Origin of the sequence: Rhizobium sp. Nf11,1, from assembly GCF_050587665.1 — a bacterium.
GTDB lineage: Bacteria > Pseudomonadota > Alphaproteobacteria > Rhizobiales > Rhizobiaceae > Rhizobium.
This window is the reverse complement of the sequence record NZ_JBOBHU010000009.1, coordinates 208,954-226,200: the sequence shown is the minus strand read 5'-3', so window position 1 is coordinate 226,200 and position 17,247 is coordinate 208,954. Positions and strand designations below refer to the sequence as shown.

General features: G+C 63.0%; 9 protein-coding genes and 1 pseudogene. 6 read left to right on the top strand and 4 right to left on the bottom strand.

All coding sequences use genetic code 11. The features are described from left to right. The first annotated feature begins 43 nt into the window (after positions 1–43). Positions 44–1,081 carry a LacI family DNA-binding transcriptional regulator gene (locus ACQ7C1_RS16030; protein WP_097598791.1) on the top strand — a complete coding sequence of 346 codons (1,038 nt, stop codon included), beginning with the start codon at positions 44–46 and terminating at the stop codon, positions 1,079–1,081. 14 nt (positions 1,082–1,095) lie between these two features. Here the strand turns inward: ACQ7C1_RS16030 and ACQ7C1_RS16025 are convergent, their stop codons facing one another. Then, positions 1,096–2,385 (bottom strand): MFS transporter, encoded by a 1,290-nt coding sequence (locus ACQ7C1_RS16025; RefSeq protein ID WP_097598790.1) that lies wholly within the window; start codon positions 2,383–2,385, stop codon positions 1,096–1,098. 128 nt (positions 2,386–2,513) lie between these two features. After that, positions 2,514–3,720, bottom strand: a pseudogene (locus ACQ7C1_RS16020) (multidrug effflux MFS transporter). A gap of 251 nt (positions 3,721–3,971) precedes the next feature. Between ACQ7C1_RS16020 and ACQ7C1_RS16015 the strand changes: the two are divergent. Next, positions 3,972–4,676 (top strand): TetR/AcrR family transcriptional regulator, encoded by a 705-nt coding sequence (locus tag ACQ7C1_RS16015; RefSeq protein WP_430958982.1) that lies wholly within the window; start codon positions 3,972–3,974, stop codon positions 4,674–4,676. A gap of 13 nt (positions 4,677–4,689) precedes the next feature. On the opposite strand, the gene ACQ7C1_RS16010 is transcribed toward ACQ7C1_RS16015, so the two are convergent. Beyond that, complete coding sequence (locus ACQ7C1_RS16010) at positions 4,690–5,130, bottom strand: response regulator (protein ID WP_430958981.1); 441 nt, start codon at positions 5,128–5,130, stop codon at positions 4,690–4,692. A gap of 284 nt (positions 5,131–5,414) precedes the next feature. On the opposite strand from ACQ7C1_RS16010, the gene ACQ7C1_RS16005 reads away from it, so the two are divergent. Further along, entirely contained in the window at positions 5,415–5,954 is a 540-nt protein-coding gene (locus tag ACQ7C1_RS16005; RefSeq protein WP_430958980.1) for a L,D-transpeptidase family protein, read from the top strand. 52 nt (positions 5,955–6,006) lie between these two features. Here the strand turns inward: ACQ7C1_RS16005 and msrA are convergent, their stop codons facing one another. Further along, positions 6,007–6,702: a peptide-methionine (S)-S-oxide reductase MsrA gene (msrA, locus tag ACQ7C1_RS16000; RefSeq protein ID WP_430958979.1), complete on the bottom strand. Its 696-nt coding sequence runs from the start codon at positions 6,700–6,702 to the stop codon at positions 6,007–6,009. Positions 6,703–6,900: 198 nt separating this feature from the next. Here msrA and ACQ7C1_RS15995 point away from each other — a divergent pair, with 198 nt between their 5' ends. The 3 genes from ACQ7C1_RS15995 to treY are packed head-to-tail and all read left to right on the top strand — an operon-like array spanning position 6,901 to position 17,120. Next, positions 6,901–12,372 carry an MG2 domain-containing protein gene (locus tag ACQ7C1_RS15995; protein WP_430958978.1) on the top strand — a complete coding sequence of 1,824 codons (5,472 nt, stop codon included), beginning with the start codon at positions 6,901–6,903 and terminating at the stop codon, positions 12,370–12,372. Continuing rightward, positions 12,369–14,450, top strand: a complete 2,082-nt coding sequence (gene pbpC, locus ACQ7C1_RS15990; protein ID WP_430958977.1) for a penicillin-binding protein 1C — start codon at positions 12,369–12,371, stop codon at positions 14,448–14,450. Before ACQ7C1_RS15995 ends, pbpC begins: the two co-directional genes overlap by 4 nt. Positions 14,451–14,510: 60 nt before the next feature. After that, positions 14,511–17,120, top strand: coding sequence for a malto-oligosyltrehalose synthase (treY, locus tag ACQ7C1_RS15985; protein WP_430958976.1), 2,610 nt, complete (start codon positions 14,511–14,513; stop codon positions 17,118–17,120). Positions 17,121–17,247: the final 127 nt, after the last annotated feature.

Below are 17,247 nucleotides of genomic sequence, written 5' to 3'. Positions count from 1 at the left end.
AGAAGGGCTTGATGCGATCGGGTGGGGAGGAAAGTCGCCTGAGATGAAAGGAATTCGCCAGCTCGCCGAGCACCTCGACATTTCGATCGGGACCGTGTCCCGGGCGCTGAACGGCAAGCCGGATGTCAATGAAGACACGCGCCGGCGCGTGCTCGCCGCCGCCGAAGAGCTCGGTTATGTCGCCAACCAGTCGGGCCGCAGCCTGCGCCAGGGCATGACCAATGTCATCGGGCTGATGCTCGAGGTCAGCCGCGAGACGGTCGAAAACAGCGACGATTTCTTCCTCGGCGTCACCGACGGGCTGCAGAGCGTCTTTTCCCGTCACAAGCTCGATCTGGTCATGCTGCCCTGCCCCGACGACGAGGATCCGCACGAATATCTGAAGCGCATGGTGGCGCGCCGGCTGGTCGACGCGCTGATCATTTCGGCGACGCGGCGCACCGACCGGCGCATCGAGCTTCTAGAAAAGGCCCGTATCCCCTTCGTGGCGCTCGGCCGCAGCGCGTCGGGCGGCAGTTATACCTGGATGGATCTGGATTTCGAGGGCGTAGCGGCACGCGGCGTCGACCGGCTCGTTGCGAAGGGCCACCGGCGGATTGCCGTGGCTGCCCCCTCCTCCGACATCAATCTCGGCTATATCTTCATCGACAGTTACCGTCAGGCGTTGAAACGCCACGGCATTCCCTTCGACCCCGCCCTCATCATCCGTGTAAAGTCGAGCGAGCAAGGCGGCTACCAGGCCGGCCACGAACTGCTGATGCTGGAAGAGCGGCCGACCGCGATCATCCTGATCCACGAACTGATGGCGATCGGGCTGTACCGGCGGCTGGCCGAGGCCGGCATCGTGCCGGGTCGCGACCTCGCTGTCGTCGGCTTCCGCGAAGAGCCGCGCACCCATTTCCTGCAGCCGACGCTGACCTCCTTCCGCATGTCGCTGCGTGATCTCGGCGCCCAGCTCGGCGAAACCCTGCTCGCCACCATGCCGGCCTATGCCGAGCATTATCCGCAGGGAGCCCGCAACAGGATCTGGCCGATGGAGCTTGTTCCAGGCGAAAGCGACGCTTTCACTCTGGCGGGCTGAGACCAAGGCCGATTTCAGGCCCGGCTCGGCGCCGACTGTTCCCGGTTCGCCAGCTGATGTGCGACGACGAAGACCAGCAGGGCGCCGGCAGCAAGGCAGCCGGCCAGGAAGAACATTGGCGCGATCGTGCTGCCGCTCTCATCCTTGATCCAGGGCACGACGTTCTGGGCGACGAAGCCGCCGAGGTTTCCGACCGAGTTAATGGCGGCAAGGCCGGCCGCCGCACCCGCCCCTTTCAGGAAGCGCGAGGGCAGGCTCCAGAACACCGGCTGGGGCGCGAAAATCCCGGCGGCGGCGACGCAGAGGAAGGCGAACTGCACCGTATGGTTCGGGATCAGCGCCGACAGCAGCAGGCAGGCAGCGCCGATGAAGGCCGGGATGACGATATAGGGCGTCTTCGATTGCGCCTTGTCGGCCATGGCGGGAATGGCATAGAGCGAGACGGCGACCAGCAGCCAGGGGATGATGTTGAGGAAGCCGTTGACCGTGTTGCTGACGCCGAAAACCTGGACGATGGTCGGCAGCCAATAGCTGAGGCCATAGGCCGACAGCGGAAAGGCGATATAGCAGAGCGCCATCAGCAGGACGCGCGGATCGACGAGCGCCTTGAAACCGTTTCCGGCATTTTCGCCCATGCCGGCATTTTCCGCAGTGAGCCGGCGTTGCAGCCACTCCTTCTCCTCACGGCTGAGAAACCCTGCGCTCTCCGGCCGGCCGGGAAGATAGAAGAAGGTGACGACGCCGGCAATGACGGCCGGCACGCCAGTTGCCAGGAAGACCCACTCCCAGCCTGCAAAGCCATAGAGGCCGTCGAGATCAAGCAGCACGCCGCCGAGCGGTGCGCCGACGGCATTGGCGATGGCGCTGAAGATCATGAACAGCCCGACCATCCGGCCGCGATAGACCGAAGGGAACCAGAGCGTCAGGAGGTAGAGGACGCCAGGGAAGAAACCGGCTTCGCAGACACCGAGCAGGAACCGCAGGATATAAAACATCGTCGCGTTCTGCGTGAAGGCGAGCGCCACGGTGACAAGCCCCCAGGAGACCAGGATGCGCGCGAACCAGACCCGCGCGCCGAGCCTGTCGAGGAAGAGATTGCTCGGGACCTCGAAGAGAAAATAGCCGATGAAGAAGAGCGAAGCGCCAAGGCCATAGGCATATTCGCTCAGCCCGAGCGCATCGACCATCTGCAACTTGGCGAAGCTGACGTTCTGCCGGTCGATATAGGCGATCAGATAGAGGATGCCGAGAAACGGCATCAGCTTCCAGGTGATTTTCGAAATCAGCCGCTTCTCGTCGACCATCCTCATCCTCCGGTATCACAACGCATCGTCAGGCGTAGATAGTGCAGATCGCCGATAATCAATCGCTCGTTGTACTTTCCCGGAAGATGGCGGGGCCGCACCCGCTGCCGGGTGCAGCCAGTTTTCCGTTATTCGGCGGCGGCAACGGCGGCGCGGCGGCCGATCGTCGCCTGCGTCAGCACGAAGGCCGAGAAGGCGCAAAGCGCAAAGCGCAATACCGGCGGCCATCGGAACGGCGGTGCCGTCGAAGAACAGGCTCGAAATAACCATGGCGACGGCGGCGATGACGAAATGCAGCGTGCCCATCAGCGACGAGGCGGTGCCGGCGATCGCGCCGTGTTCCTCCAGCGCAAGCACCGCGCTCGTCGGAATGACGAGGCCAAGGAAGCCGTAGCCGATGAACAGGAAGGTCGCCATAACAGGCAGCTGGTTGAAGCCTGCAGCCATCACCACAGCCATGACGATCATGGCCAGCGCAAAGGCGCTGACGGCAATCCGCATGACGCGCACCAGGCCGAAACGCTCCCCGAGCCAGCCCGTTGCCTGCGATACCGCGAAGAAGGAGACGGCATTGATCGAGAAGGCGAGGCTGTATTCGGTCGGCGTCAGCCCGTAATGCTGGATCAGCACGAAGGGCGAGTTGGCGAGATAAACGAGGAAGCTCGAAATGCCGAGGCCGCCGATGAAGGTCAGCGTCAGGAAATTGCGATCGGCGAGCAGCAGGCGATAGGCCTTCATGGCGCTGCCGAGGCCGCTGCCGTTTCGCTCCTCGCCCGGGCGGGTTTCCTCAAGCTGGGTGGAAAGCAGGAGGAGGCCGATCACCGCAGCGCCGGTCACGGCCCAGAATACGCCGCGCCAGCCTGAGAGCTCGATGACGGCGCTACCGGTCAGCGGCGCCAGGATCGGCGAGATCGAGAAGACCAGCATCAGCAGCGACATCAGCCGCGCGGCCTGGACGCCGGTGTGCATGTCGCGGACGATGGCGCGCGGAATGACCATGCCGGCGGCACCGCCGATGCCCTGGACGAAACGGAAGGCGATCAGCGTTTCGATATCGGTCGCAAAAGCGCAGCCGATCGACGCGACTGCGAAGAGACCGATACCGAGATAGAGCGGCAGCTTGCGGCCCCACATGTCCGACAGCGGCCCGTAGACGAGCTGGGCAAGCGCAAAGGAGATGAAGAAAGCGAGCAGGGTCAGCTGGGTGACGCTGTTATCGGCATGCAGGTCCTGGCCGATGGAGGGCAGCGCAGGCAGATACATGTCGATGGCAAAGGGACCGATGGCCGACAACAGGCCGAGAATGAGGGCAATGCGAAAGAAGGAAGCCGTCATAATGGTAATCTTTCGTAAAAGCGCAGCGGAAGCGCCGGATCGTCGCTCCGCACTCTTTGGAATCGACGCATCCTGCTCTCCGAAAATCAGTGCGATCTTCGCGCCGATGCGCTGGGTTCAATGATGATCGTTCGCGCGATGATGAAGTTGGGAGATCTCCAGCAACGAACTCAAGAGTGTCAATAAATTTGGACACGCCTGTAAAATTAGACGCCATTGTCTAAATCGTCAAGACGTCTTATCTTCGCTCGATGAAAAATAGCATGAGACCGGCAGTCCGGATGATGGGGCATACGCAGCGTGGACAATGCGCCAAGCGTATGTCGATCCTCGACGCCGCCGCCGATGTCTTCTGCCGCCAGGGTTTTGCAGCCGCCAGCATCGACGAGATCGCCGCCGTCGCTTGTGTGTCCCGCCAGACGATCTACAATCACTACCGTGAAAAGGAGACGCTCTTCGTCGCCGTGGTCGAGGATGTGATGAACCGCGCCAACGCCATGCTCTTTTCCGTGCTGTCGACTTTTCCTGACAGCGCCGACGATCTGGAGGACGCTCTGACGGCGTTTGCCGTGCGCCTCAACAAAAATTGCATCTGCAATCATGACGGAAAATTCCTGCGCAAACTGGTGCAGACGGAGGGCGAGCGATATCCGCACCTCTTCGAAAGCTGGCGCCAACAGGGGCCGGGCAAACTGACCACTGCGCTTTCCGCGCTTCTGGCGCGGCTTGCCCACAAACAGGCGCTGGCTATCGATGATTTCGACGTCGCCGCCCGGCAGTTCGTGGCGCTCGCCAATGCAGACCTGCAGATGATGACGCTGTTCGGCGGCACACCCAGCAATGAAGAACTGGAAAAGGCGGCACGCAATGCGGTGCGGACCTTTCTGAAGGCCTACGGCAGGCCGAAAGCCGAAAAAGCCGGCGGAGAGCCGCAGCTCGCGGCCATACCAGGCTGATCACACCCTGTGATCACCTAAAAACCGTCATCTGCGCCGGCACGACCGCAAACATGCCGACACGGCGCGCCGCAAGATATTTCAACAGCTGTTCGACAAGCGAAGGAATCACCGGCTTCTGGACGACGCCGACCGCTCCCTTGACGCCGTCGGCGACGGTCTCGGGATTGCCCGTCATGAAGACGACGGCGATACCATGCTCTTCCGCCAGCCGCCTGCCAAGCTCAGGCCCGGTCGGGCCATCGGCGAGATTGACGTCGACGAAGGCGATATCGGCGGACGGCGCCAGCCGCAGCGCCTGTTCGCGGTCATTCGCAAGGCCGGCGACCTGCATGCCAATGCCTTCCACCGTCGCGCCGAGATCGAGCGCGATCAGGAATTCATCTTCGACGATCAACACTCTCTGCTTCATGAGATCATCTTGTTGGTAGCGCCGCACGACATTGGTGGCCATGATCCGTCCTCTTGTTACGCATATACTTCGAAAGAAGGAGCCGCTTCGGCAGTCTGTCCCTGCCGAAACTCATTGTCGTAACGGGGAACCTGGCGATATGTTCCGCGGTGGAACGCGATTCTCGCCATTTAACATGTTGTTAACGTTTATAAATTCTTAACAGGAAAAGCCGCAAAAACAAAACCCGCCGCTTAATCATTTGAATTTTACCTGCCTACTTCTGGATGAGAGCGGCAAATGATACGATCGGATTATTCCATCGGCTTGGGCGATTGAGGATCACGTTGCGAACCAAACTTATCGTCCTTTTCATCGTGGCCGTCAGCCTGTTCGCCTATACCAAAGTGATGGCCAGAATCGGCTCGGGCTTGCCGCCCGCGGATGCACCTCCGGAGCAACGCGCCGACCTCATTCGCGTTTACAAGTCCGAACGCCGCATGGTCCTTTTCAGAGGCGACGCTGCAATCTCGGCCTATCAGATTTCCCTTGGAAGTGCTGCCGATGCGGGTCCCAAGCAACGCGAAGGCGACGAGAAAACACCGGAAGGGCGCTACGAGATAGACTGGCGCAATCCCAAATCCGTGGCGCATCTCAGCCTGCACATTTCCTATCCGAATCCGAATCACCAGCATGAGGCTGAAGTCAATGGCTATCCGCCCGGCGGCAGCATCATGATCCACGGGCTGCCCAATGGCTGGGGCCTGCTCGGAGGGATCCATCGCCTGTGGGACTGGACGGATGGCTGCATTGCGGTGACCGATGCGGAGATGCGCGATATTTGGGCTCGCGTTCCCGATCATACGCCCATCGACATCATGCCTTAAGCGGCTGCGATCCGGTTCACCGGCATCGGCCCCGAAACCGAGCAGGCTCAGATCAGCCCTTGGTCTTCCCGACGAGCACCGGCTGGCTGCGGTAGTCGGTGGGAAACAGCGACTTTAAATTCTCGATCTTCGGCAGGTCGTTGTAGACGATATACGGATAGGTCGGATTGCGCGTCAGGAAATCCTGGTGATAGGCCTCGGCGGGATAGAAGCCGGCGGCCTCGGACACCTTGGTGACGATCGGCTGCGGGAAGACGTGCGCCTTGTCGAGCTGGTCGATATAGCGCTCGGCCACCTCTCGCTGCTCGGGAGCGGTGACGTACAGCGCCGAGCGGTACTGGGTGCCCCGATCCGGTCCCTGAAAATTCAGCTGCGTCGGGTTGTGGGCCACCGAGAAGAAGATCTGCAGCAACCTGCCGTAGCTCACCTTCTTCGGATCGAACCTCACCTCGACGGCCTCTGCGTGACCGGTCGAACCGGTACTGACGGTTTCGTACTGTGCCGTTTTAGCCTCGCCGCCGGCATAACCGGAAACGGCGCTCTCGACGCCCCTCACATGCTGAAAGACGCCCTGGACGCCCCAGAAACATCCCCCGGCGAAAATGGCGGTTTCAGTAGCGGACCCGGCGGTTTCGTCAATGGTCGGCGGCGGAATGACGACCGCTTCCTCAGCGGCACATGCCATGCCCGCGCCGAGCGAGACGACGACAGTGACGAGGAGCGAGGTAAGGTTGGAAGAGATGGGCATCGCGCTACCTCCTGAGGGTCGCTCAAATCCTTGCTCATCCTTGTAAAAGCGGCAAATCACAAGACGTTCACTCACGCCGATGTGACAACTAAATGAAAGCGTGTGCTTGAACGCGAAACAGCGCTCAAGTTGAGTTGACAATCTCGTGAGGAGTGAGGAGAGTGCCGCCGATCTGAGCCAGCATTCCGGGGGGAACCTATGTCCGTGCGCTCGTTCTTTGCTTTCGCCACCATCGCATTTTTTTCCGCGATCGCCGTCGGTCTTCCGGTCGCCGCTGCGGAGACCAAGCGTGACATCCAGACGATCAAGGATGCCGATTTCTTCGGCTTCGATCTTCGCACCGAACAGAACGTCTCGCTCGATCAATGCAAGACCTCCTGCATCGGCGACAAGAGCTGCAAGGCCTTCACCTACAATCCCAAGGTGAAATGGTGCTTCCTGAAGTCCGATTTCAAGACGATGAACGCCTTCCCCGGCGCCGTCGCCGGCAAGATCGTCGAGACATCAGCCAAGCAGGAGCCGGATCTCGGCGCCGCGCCGCGTCTGAGCTTCCTGAGCAACGACCTCATTCAGCAGGCTCACGACTTCAAGGACAATCTCGCGCTTGCCGACGACCAGCAGGGCCAGGGCGTCGACAGCCTGACGGCCAATGCCCGCACCGATCTCACCGGCAACAATCTGGCCGACGCGCTGAAGTCCTTCCATGGCGCGCTGTCGATCACCCCTGACGACGCCGATCTCTGGCTGGAAACCGCCCGCGCCGCCGCTTCGCTCGGTAGCGCCGAGACCAACACATCAGGCCAGGCCGTGCTCGACGCGCTGAACGGCTACGAGCTGACGCGCACCAAGCCCAAGCGCGCGGAGGCGCTCGCCGTCCTCGCCGACGCCCTGGATCGAAACGCAAATTACCGCGCGGCGCTCGACGCCTACAAGGCGAGTCTGGCGCTGGTTGCCTCCGAGGATGTGCAGGCGGCTTACCTGCAGTTGAAATCGACGCAGGGCTTCCGCATCACCGAACACACGGTCGACGCCGACAGCGCCACGCCGCGGGCCTGCGTCACCTTCTCGGAGGCGCTGATCAAGACCACCGACTACACGCCCTTCGTGACGCTGAACGGCGAGGCGCCGAAGGCGGTCGAAACCAAGGATAAGCAGATCTGCGTCGAGGGCCTGACGCACGGCCAGACCTACAAGATCGCCTTCCGCAACGGCCTGCCGTCATCGGTCGACGAGACGCTCGATGCACCTGTTACCATCGACGTCTATATCAAGGACCGCAGCCAGATGGTGCGCTTCACCGGCGACAGCTTCGTGCTGCCCTCGACGGCGCGCCGCGGCATCCCGATCGTTTCGGTCAACCTGACTTCCGCCAATCTCAAACTCTACCGTATCGGCGATCGCGCCATCGCGCCGCTCTTGACCAACTCGCAGTTCCTGAGCCAGCTCGACGGCTACAGCGCCCAGAATATCGAGGATCAAAGCGGCGAACTCGTCTGGCAGGGTTCGATCGACATCGCCAACGAGCTCAACAAGGACATCATCACCAGCTTCCCCGTCGACGAGGCGCTGCCCGAGCGCAAGCCCGGCATCTACGTGATGACGGCGACGGCGCCGAATGGACCGACGCAGGAGTGGGATTCGCAGGCGACGCAATGGTTCCTCGTCTCCGACATCGGCGTCACCACCTATGCCGGCACCGACGGGCTCAATGTCTTTACCCGTTCGCTCGCCTCGGCCAAGCCGATATCGGGCGTCGAATTGCAGCTACTTGCCAAGAACAATGAAGTGCTCGGCACCGCCACCACCGACGAGAACGGCCGCGCCACCTTCACTGCCGGCCTCATCCGCGGCACGGCGGCCCTGACGCCCGCCGTCATCACCGCGAAAAACGGCGCCTCGGACTACGTCTTCCTCGACATGACGCGCGCCGGCTTCGATCTCTCCGACCGCGGCGTCACCGGCCGCGCCTCACCCGGCGCGATCGACGTGCTGACCTTTACCGAACGCGGCATCTATCGCGCCGGCGAAACGGTCCACGCTCAGGCGCTTGCCCGCGACACCGACGGCAACGCCATCGAGAATCTGCCGCTGACTTTCATCTTCAGCCGCCCTGATGGCGTCGAAGACCGCCGGATCGTCAGCCAGACCAGCAATCTCGGCGGTTATTCCGTCGATTTCACCACCCAGGCAAACGCCATGCGCGGCACTTGGACGATGAACATCTACACCGATCCGAAGGGCAGCGCGATCGCCAGCAAAAGTTTCCTCGTCGACGACTTCGTGCCCGATCGCACCGACATGGAGATCAAGACCGAAGCCAAGGAGATCGGCCCGGATACGCCGGCGAACATCGCCATCTCAGGCAAGTATCTCTATGGCGCGCCGGCCGTCGGCCTGACGCTCGAGGGCGACGTCGTCGTCAAGCCCACGCGTGAGAGCGCCGCCTATAAGGGCTACCTCTTCGGGCTTGCCGACGAGGAGGCGAACGAGGATTCGCGTCTACCGATCGAAGGACTGCCAGAACTCGACGAAAACGGCGAAGCTTCGACGGACCTCACCGTCAGCGACCTGCCGGCAACGACGCAGCTGCTCAACGCCACCGTCTATATACGCATGCAGGAAGCAGGCGGGCGTGCCATCGAGCGCTCGCTTGTCCTTCCGGTTAAGAACGAGCGCGCCTCGATCGGTATCAAGCCGGAATTTTCCGACGAGCTGCCCGAGAATTCCATCGCCAATTTCACGGTGATCGGCGTCAATGCTAACGGACAGAAGCAGGAGATGAAGGGCCTGCGCTGGAAGTTCTACAGCCTCAACCGCGAATACCAATGGTACCGCGAAGGGACGGCCTGGAAATACGAGCCGGTCTATACCGCCGAGCAGATTTCCAACGGCAGCGTCGACGCGACGATGGATGGCGGCAAGATTTCCGTGCCGGTAACCTGGGGCCGTTACCGCCTCGAAGTGGAAAGCCCTGATGCCGACGGCCCGACGTCCAGCGTCGAATTCGACGCCGGCTGGTTCGTTGCCTCGACCTCGACCGAAACGCCGGACGGCCTGGAAATCGCCCTCGACAAGGACAGCTACAAGATCGGCGAAACAGCCAAGCTGAAAATCACGTCGCACTATGGCGGCGAACTGATGGTGACGACCGGAACCGAAGAGCTCGTGGCCGTAGAGAACGCCACGATCGGCGAGACCGGCGGCGAGATCGACATCCCGGTCACGGCGGACTGGGGCGGCGGCGCCTATGTCACGGCGACGCTCTTCCGCCCAGGCGACGCGCAGGACAGCCACATGCCGATGCGCTCGATCGGCATAAAATGGCTGAAGGTCGATCCCGAACAGCGTGCACTTGCGGTAAAGATCGATACGCCGGAAAAGATGCTGCCGCGCGGGCCGCTTGATATCGGCCTGCAGGTAACCGGCGCCGGCGCCAACGAGGATGCCTACGTGACGGTTGCCGCCGTCGATGTCGGCATTCTCAACCTGACGCGTTATGAACCGCCGAATCCCGAAGACTGGTATTTCGGCCAGCGTCAGCTCGGTCTCGAGATCCGCGACCTCTATGGCAGGCTGATCGACGGCTCGCTCGGCGCGACCGGCAAGCTCAGGACCGGCGGCGACGGTGGCGCCATTGCGCTGCAGGCAAGCCCGCCGACGCAGAAGCTTGTCGCCTTCTTCTCTGGCCCGGTCAAGCTCGACTCCGAGGGCAAGGCGAAGGTCTCCTTCGACATTCCGCAGTTCAACGGCACGGCGCGCGTCATGGCGGTCACCTGGTCGAAGACTGGCGTCGGCCACGGCGTCAAGGACGTCATCATCCGCGATCCCGTGGTGGTGACGGCGAGCCTGCCGAAATTCCTCGCTCCCGGCGACAAGGCCAATCTGCGCCTCGACATCGCCAATACCGATGCGCCGGCAGGCGACTACAAGCTGCAGCTGACCGGCAACGACGCAGTCGGCATCGAAGCAGCATCCGCCGCGCAGACGATCCGCCTCGAAGCCGGCGCGAAATCCGAACTGACGCTTTCGCTCATCGGCAATCAGCCGGGCGCCGGCAGCGTCTCGATCAACCTTTCGGACGCCTCCGGCCTTTCACTCGACCAGGTCGTCGACGTGCCGGTGCGCCCCTCATCCCTGCCGATCACCCAACGCAGGGTGCTGGCGCTGAAGCCGGGCGCCAAGCTGACGGTGGACAAGAACCTGTTGGCCGACAGCGTGCTGCCCGGCGCCTCGATCAGCGTCAACGTCACCCGTTCGGCGGCCTTCGACATTCCGGCGCTGCTGATGACGCTCGACCGCTACCCCTTCGGCTGCGCCGAGCAGACCACCAGCCGGGCGCTACCGCTGCTCTACTTCGCCGAAGTGGCGAAACAGGCCGGCATCGAAAATGATGACGACGTTCACAGCAGAGTGCAGGACGCGATCTATCGGGTGCTCTCCTACCAGGCCTCGGCCGGCAGCTTCGGCCTCTGGGGTCCGGATTCCGGCGACGTCTGGCTCGATTCCTACGTCACCGATTTCCTGACGCGGGCCCGCGAAATGAAATATGACGTGCCGGAAAAAGCCTTCGTGCAGGCGCTCGAAAACCTGCAGAACACGCTCTCCTACACCACCGACATCAAGGGCCAGGGCGACCAGATCGCCTATGCCATCTATGTTCTCGCCCGCAACAAGAAGGCCGCGATCAGCGATCTGCGTTATTATGCCGACACGATGATCAACGACTTCCCGACGCCGCTTGCCAAGGCGCATATCGCCGCCGCACTGGCGCTTTATGGCGACGCCCAGCGTTCGAAGAATATTTTCATCGACGCGCTGCAGATGTCGCAGCAATCGATGGTGTCGCGCGTCAACCTGTCACGCACCGATTACGGCACGATCCTGCGCGACGGTGCGGCGATCCTGGCGCTCGCCGCCGAAAGCCGGCCGGTACCGCCTGTCATCCCGGATCTCGCCAAGGCCGTTGCCAAGGAATGGGGCCGCAGCAAATATAAGAGCACCCAGGAAGAGGCCTGGATGCTGCTTGCCGCGCGCGCCCTCCAGGGCGGTGATGACGGTCTGAAGATCGATGTCAATGGCGCCGCCCACAGCGGCGCCTATATGGCACGCATGACCGGCGATGCGCTCGCCGATCATCCGCTGACGCTGACCAACCAAACGAACGACTCCGTCTCCGCTGTCGTCACCACAGTCGCCGCCCCCACCGTGCCGCTGCCGGCCGGCGGCGACGGCTTCCTCATCGAGCGCAGCTATTACACGCTTGACGGCGAGGGGGCCAATATCAGCGAGGCGAAGCAGAACGAGCGCTACGTGGTCGTAATCCACGTGCGCGAGACCAATGACTGGCAATCGCGCATCGTCATCACCGACCTTCTGCCGGCCGGCTTCGAGATCGACAATCCGAATCTCGTCGACAGCGCCCAGATGACGAATTTCGACTGGATCGGCGAAATATCAGCCGCCCATACCGAGTTCCGTTATGACCGCTTTGTCGCCGCCTTCAACCGCGCGCCGGGCGACGAGCGTGAATTCAACGTCGCCTATGTCGTGCGCGCCGTCACCCCCGGCACCTACGACCATCCGGCGGCAAGCGTCGAGGACATGTACCGGCCGGAGCTTTCGGCCCGCACGGCGACCGGCAAGATGGAGGTCGTAGCAGCGCAAAAATGAGGCTGTGGCACAAGCTCGCGATCGGCTCCGCCGCCGGCATCCTTCTTGCCGGCGCGGCTCTCCTCGCGCTCGAAGCCGCCGACCGGGCCTTTCCGCCGCCGCTCGACAAGGCGGCTGTGGTTTCACCCGAGGTGCTGGATGCCGATGGGCAGCTGTTGCGCGCTTTCGCGACGCCGGAGGGCCGTTGGCGGCTGAAGACTGTGGTCGCCGACGTCGATCCGCAATTTCTGCGCATGCTTGTTGCCTATGAGGATCAGCGTTTCTACGATCACCGCGGCATCGATATCTGGGCGCTCGGGCGCGCCAGCCTGCAGTTCGTCCGCAACGGTCACATCGTCTCCGGCGCCTCGACGCTTTCGATGCAGGTGGCCCGGCTGATCGAGCCGCGCGCCGAACGCTCGTTTTCAGCAAAGCTTCTGCAGCTCGCACGCGCCGTGCAGATCGAACGGCGGCTGTCGAAGGAAGAGATCCTCGACCTCTATCTGACGCATGCGCCCTATGGCGGCAACCTCGAGGGCGTGCGCGCCGCAAGCCTTGCCTATTTCGGCAAGGAGCCGCGCCGCCTGACGGTGGCCGAGGCGGCGCTGCTGGTCGCCCTGCCGCAATTGCCGGAACGGCGTCGGCCGGACCGCAATCTCAAGGCCGCGCAGGAGGCGCGCAAGCGCGTGCTCGACCGCGTCGCAGTGGCCGAGGCCGTCGGCGACGGCGAGGCGGAACGGGCCGAAACGGTCGCCATTCCCCCGCGGCGCCTGCAACTGCCTGCCCTTGCCGCGCATATCGGCGAAGCCGCATTGCGCAAGGAGCCTCTGGTCCTCAAGCATCAGACGACGTTGAAGAAGCAGGTGCAGCAGGGGCTAGAATCCGTGGCGCGCGCAGCGACGACGAAGCTAGGGCCGAAGCTTTCACTCGCCATGGTGATGGCGGATGCGCAGACCGGCGCGATTGTCGGTGAAGTCGGCTCGGCTGATTATTTCGACGCCAGCCGCTCCGGCTGGATCGACATGACCCGCGTCAACCGCTCGCCGGGCTCGACGCTGAAGCCCTTCATCTACGGGCTTGCCTTCGAGCAGGGCCTCGTTTCCCAGGAGACGATCATCGAAGATCGGCCGGCCGATTTCTTCGGCTATCGGCCGCGCAATTTCGACATGAGCTACCAAGGCGATGTCACCGTGCGCGAGGCCTTGCAGCTCTCCTTGAACGTGCCGGCCGTCAAGCTGCTTGACGCCGTCGGGCCGTCGCGGCTGCTGGTGCGCTTCCGCCGCGCCGAAGTGCGTCCGGCCCTGCCGCCGAATGAAACGCCCGGACTGGCGATCGGTCTCGGCGGCGTCGGCATCACGCTGAAGGATCTGGTGCAGCTTTACACGGCGCTCGCCAACCGCGGCCAGCCGGCACGGCTCGGCGACGGTGTCACCGGCACACCGGGCAAGCTCGACGGCGAACCGCTGCTGGAACCGGTCGCGGTCTGGAACGTCGCCGATATCCTCTCCGGCGTCATTCCCCCCGCCGGCGCGCCGCAGCGCGGCATCGCCTATAAGACCGGGACGAGCTACGGCTATCGCGACGCCTGGTCGGTCGGCTATGACGGCCGGTATGTGCTCGGCGTCTGGGTCGGACGGCCCGATAACAGCGCCGTGCCCGGTCTGACCGGCTATGGCACCGCCGCGCCGATCCTGTTCGAGGCTTTCGCCAAATCCGGCATCGCCACCACGCCCCTGCCCCGCCCGCCGGCAGGCGCCGTGCGCATCGCTCAGTCGGAGCTGCCGATCAGCCAGCGGCGTTTTGCGCTGAATGCCAGCGGCCTGCTCGTCGCTTCCGGCCGCGAGCCAGCGCCGCTGATCGTCTATCCGCCCGAGGGCGCTCATATCGATCTCGGCGCGAAAGCGGGCGACCTGTCGCCGCTGCTGTTGAAGCTGCAAGGTGGCCGCGCGCCCTTCCGCTGGCTTGCCAACGGCAAGCCCTTGCCCGATCTCTCGCGCCGGCGCACCCAGCAATGGCTGCCCGACGGCGGCGGCTATTCGAAACTGACCGTCATCGATTCAGCCGGACGCGCCGCAAGTGTCGGCGTTTTCATCGACTGAAGGAACCAAATTAGTCCGACAACCGTTGGAAAAGGTCTCCCTCCAACGTCAGACGGCCTCATGACTCTTCCGACAGCGACCTACCGGATACAGTTCCGCAACGGCATGACCTTCGATGGTGCCTGCGACCTCGTTCCCTATCTCAAGACGCTCGGCATCAGCCATCTCTATGCCTCACCGATCTTCACCGCTGTCAGCGGCTCGACTCACGGCTATGATGTCATCGACGCCAATGAGATCGATCCGGCGCTTGGCGGTCGCGCGGGGTTCGACCGGCTGACGGAAAGCCTCGCCTCGGCGGGCATGGGATTGGTTCTCGACATCGTTCCGAACCATATGGCCGCTTCGCCTGAGAACGCCTGGTGGCGGGACGTGCTGGCCTTCGGTCCGCAAAGCGCTTATGCCAGTCATTTCGATATCGACTGGAGCGAGCCGCTGACACTGCCGCAGCTCGGCCAGGATTTCGAAGAGGCGCTAGCATCAGGCGAACTGCGCCTCGTGCTCGACGAGACGCACGGCAATTTCGCCTTGGCCAATTTTCCGACGCTATTGCCCCTCAAACCCGGCAGCTACGGCGCGATCGCGAACCGGCTCGGCGATCCGGTCGCAACGCGAATGGCAGAGGCCGCGGCCGTGACGTCAGGCGAGGACTTCGCCCGCGCGCTGCGCGACATCCTCTTCGAGGGCGGCGATCGGGCGGTCCTTCGGGAGAAACTCGAGGACGCCTCGACCGATCGCGAATTCCTCAGGAGCCTGCATGACGAGCAGCATTGGCGGCTGATCCATTGGAAGGAAGCGGCGCGGCATCTGAGTTACCGTCGCTTCTTCGAGGTGACCGGACTGGTCGGCACCCGCGTCGAGGATCCCCAGGTATTCGAGGACATGCATCGGCTGGTGCTCGAACTCGTGCGCCATGGCAAGGTGCAGGGCCTGCGCATCGACCATGTTGACGGACTTGCCGAACCCACGGCCTATCTCGACAGGCTGAGGGCAGCAGTCGGGACCGACACCTATATCGTTGTCGAAAAGATCCTCGGGGCGGGCGAGGTCCTGCCGGAGAGCTGGCCGGTTGCCGGAACCACCGGATATGAATTCATCGCCGCCCTCGGCGAGCTCTTCATCGACGCCGGCGGCCTGCGGATACTGGACGGTGCCTATCGCGGCCTCGCCGGCGAGGCGGGCGATCTCGAGGAGGGCCGGCGGCTAGCCAAACGACAGATGGTCGAGCGCAATTTTGCCGGCGAGACCGGCAGGCTGGTCGCGATGGCAGCGGGAATCTTTCCCGAGATAAACCGGGAAGAAATCGCCACCGCCGTGCGCGAGCTGCTGATCGCATTCCCCGTCTACCGCACCTATGGCGACGGCGGTCCGCTGAGCTGGCAGGATTCGGCCGTCCTTGCCGCGACCGCATCCCAGGTCATGCCGCGTCTCGACGACCGGCGTGCGCTCGATCACGTGCTGAAGCTTCTCGAAGGCAAGATTGACGGTGACGCGGCCCACGAATTCCGGATCCGCTTCCAGCAGCTGAGCGGGCCTGTCATGGCGAAAGCGACAGAGGATACGCTGTTCTACCGCTATAACAGGCTGCTTGCCGCAAACGAGGTCGGCGGCGAACCCGGAAAGGCACCCGAGGGGCCGGACGGATTCCATCGTCGCATGGCCGAGCGGGCGCGGCTGCAGCCGCATGGGCTTTCGGCAAGCTCCACTCACGACACCAAACGCGGCGAGGATGCACGCGCAAGACTCTACGTCTTGAGCGAGGGCGCGGACGTTTTTGCCCAGGCGGTGGAGCGTTGGCGTGACATGAACCTGTCCTGGCTGAAGGATCTGCCGGGTGGTGCAGCGCCGGAACCGAATACCGAATGGATGCTGTATCAGGCGCTCGCCGGCGTCTGGCCGGAAGAATTCGACAGAGCAAAGGGGGACGACCTCCGCGTGCGCTTTACCGATTACGCGGTCAAGGCGGTGCGCGAGGCGAAATTACGAAGCGACTGGACCGAACAGGATGACGCTTACGAGGAGGCGATCACCGCCTATGCAGCGGCGCTGGTGTCGCCGGACAATGACGCCTTTCTGGAAGATTTCGAACGAGTGCTGCAGCCCTTCATTGCGGCGGGGTACGTGAACAGCCTTTCGCAGACGCTGCTCAAGCTGACCGCGCCGGGAATTCCCGACATTTACCAAGGCGCGGAAGGCTTCGATTTCAGTCTTGTCGATCCCGACAATCGCCGGCCGGTCGATCATGCCAGGCTGACGACCTGGCTTGATGAAGCCGGACCGATCGCCAAGCTCCAGGCGGCGGCCTTGAAGCAGCGTATCATCGCAATCGGTCTGCAGCTGCGCCGGCGGCACCCGGTTCTCTTTGCCCGGGGTGACTATCTGCCGTTGAAGACGACAGGCAGCCGCCGTGATCACGTGCTGGCCTTTGCCCGCGTGCACAACAGCGAATTCGCGATCACCGTCGTCCCGCGGCTGATGTTCGGCTGGCTCGATCCCGGCGTGCTTTTTGCCGGCCCGGAGTTCTGGGAAGAAACAGCGATCGCGGTCCCCTCCCCTCTTCACGGGTTGAAGGCGGATCTCGTGACCGGAAAAACGATCGAGCCGGGAGGCAGCATTTCGGTGGCCGCACTGCTCGGGAGCCAGCCGCTCGGTCTGATCAGCCCGATTTGAGGATCGGGCGGGACCTGAGAAATCGGGCAATGCCACCACAGCGACACGCGCAGCGGCAGTTTTCGATAAAATCGACATCGTTAAATTTAGTGCTTGACCTTCCAGTTGCTGGAAGGTGGATAAGTCT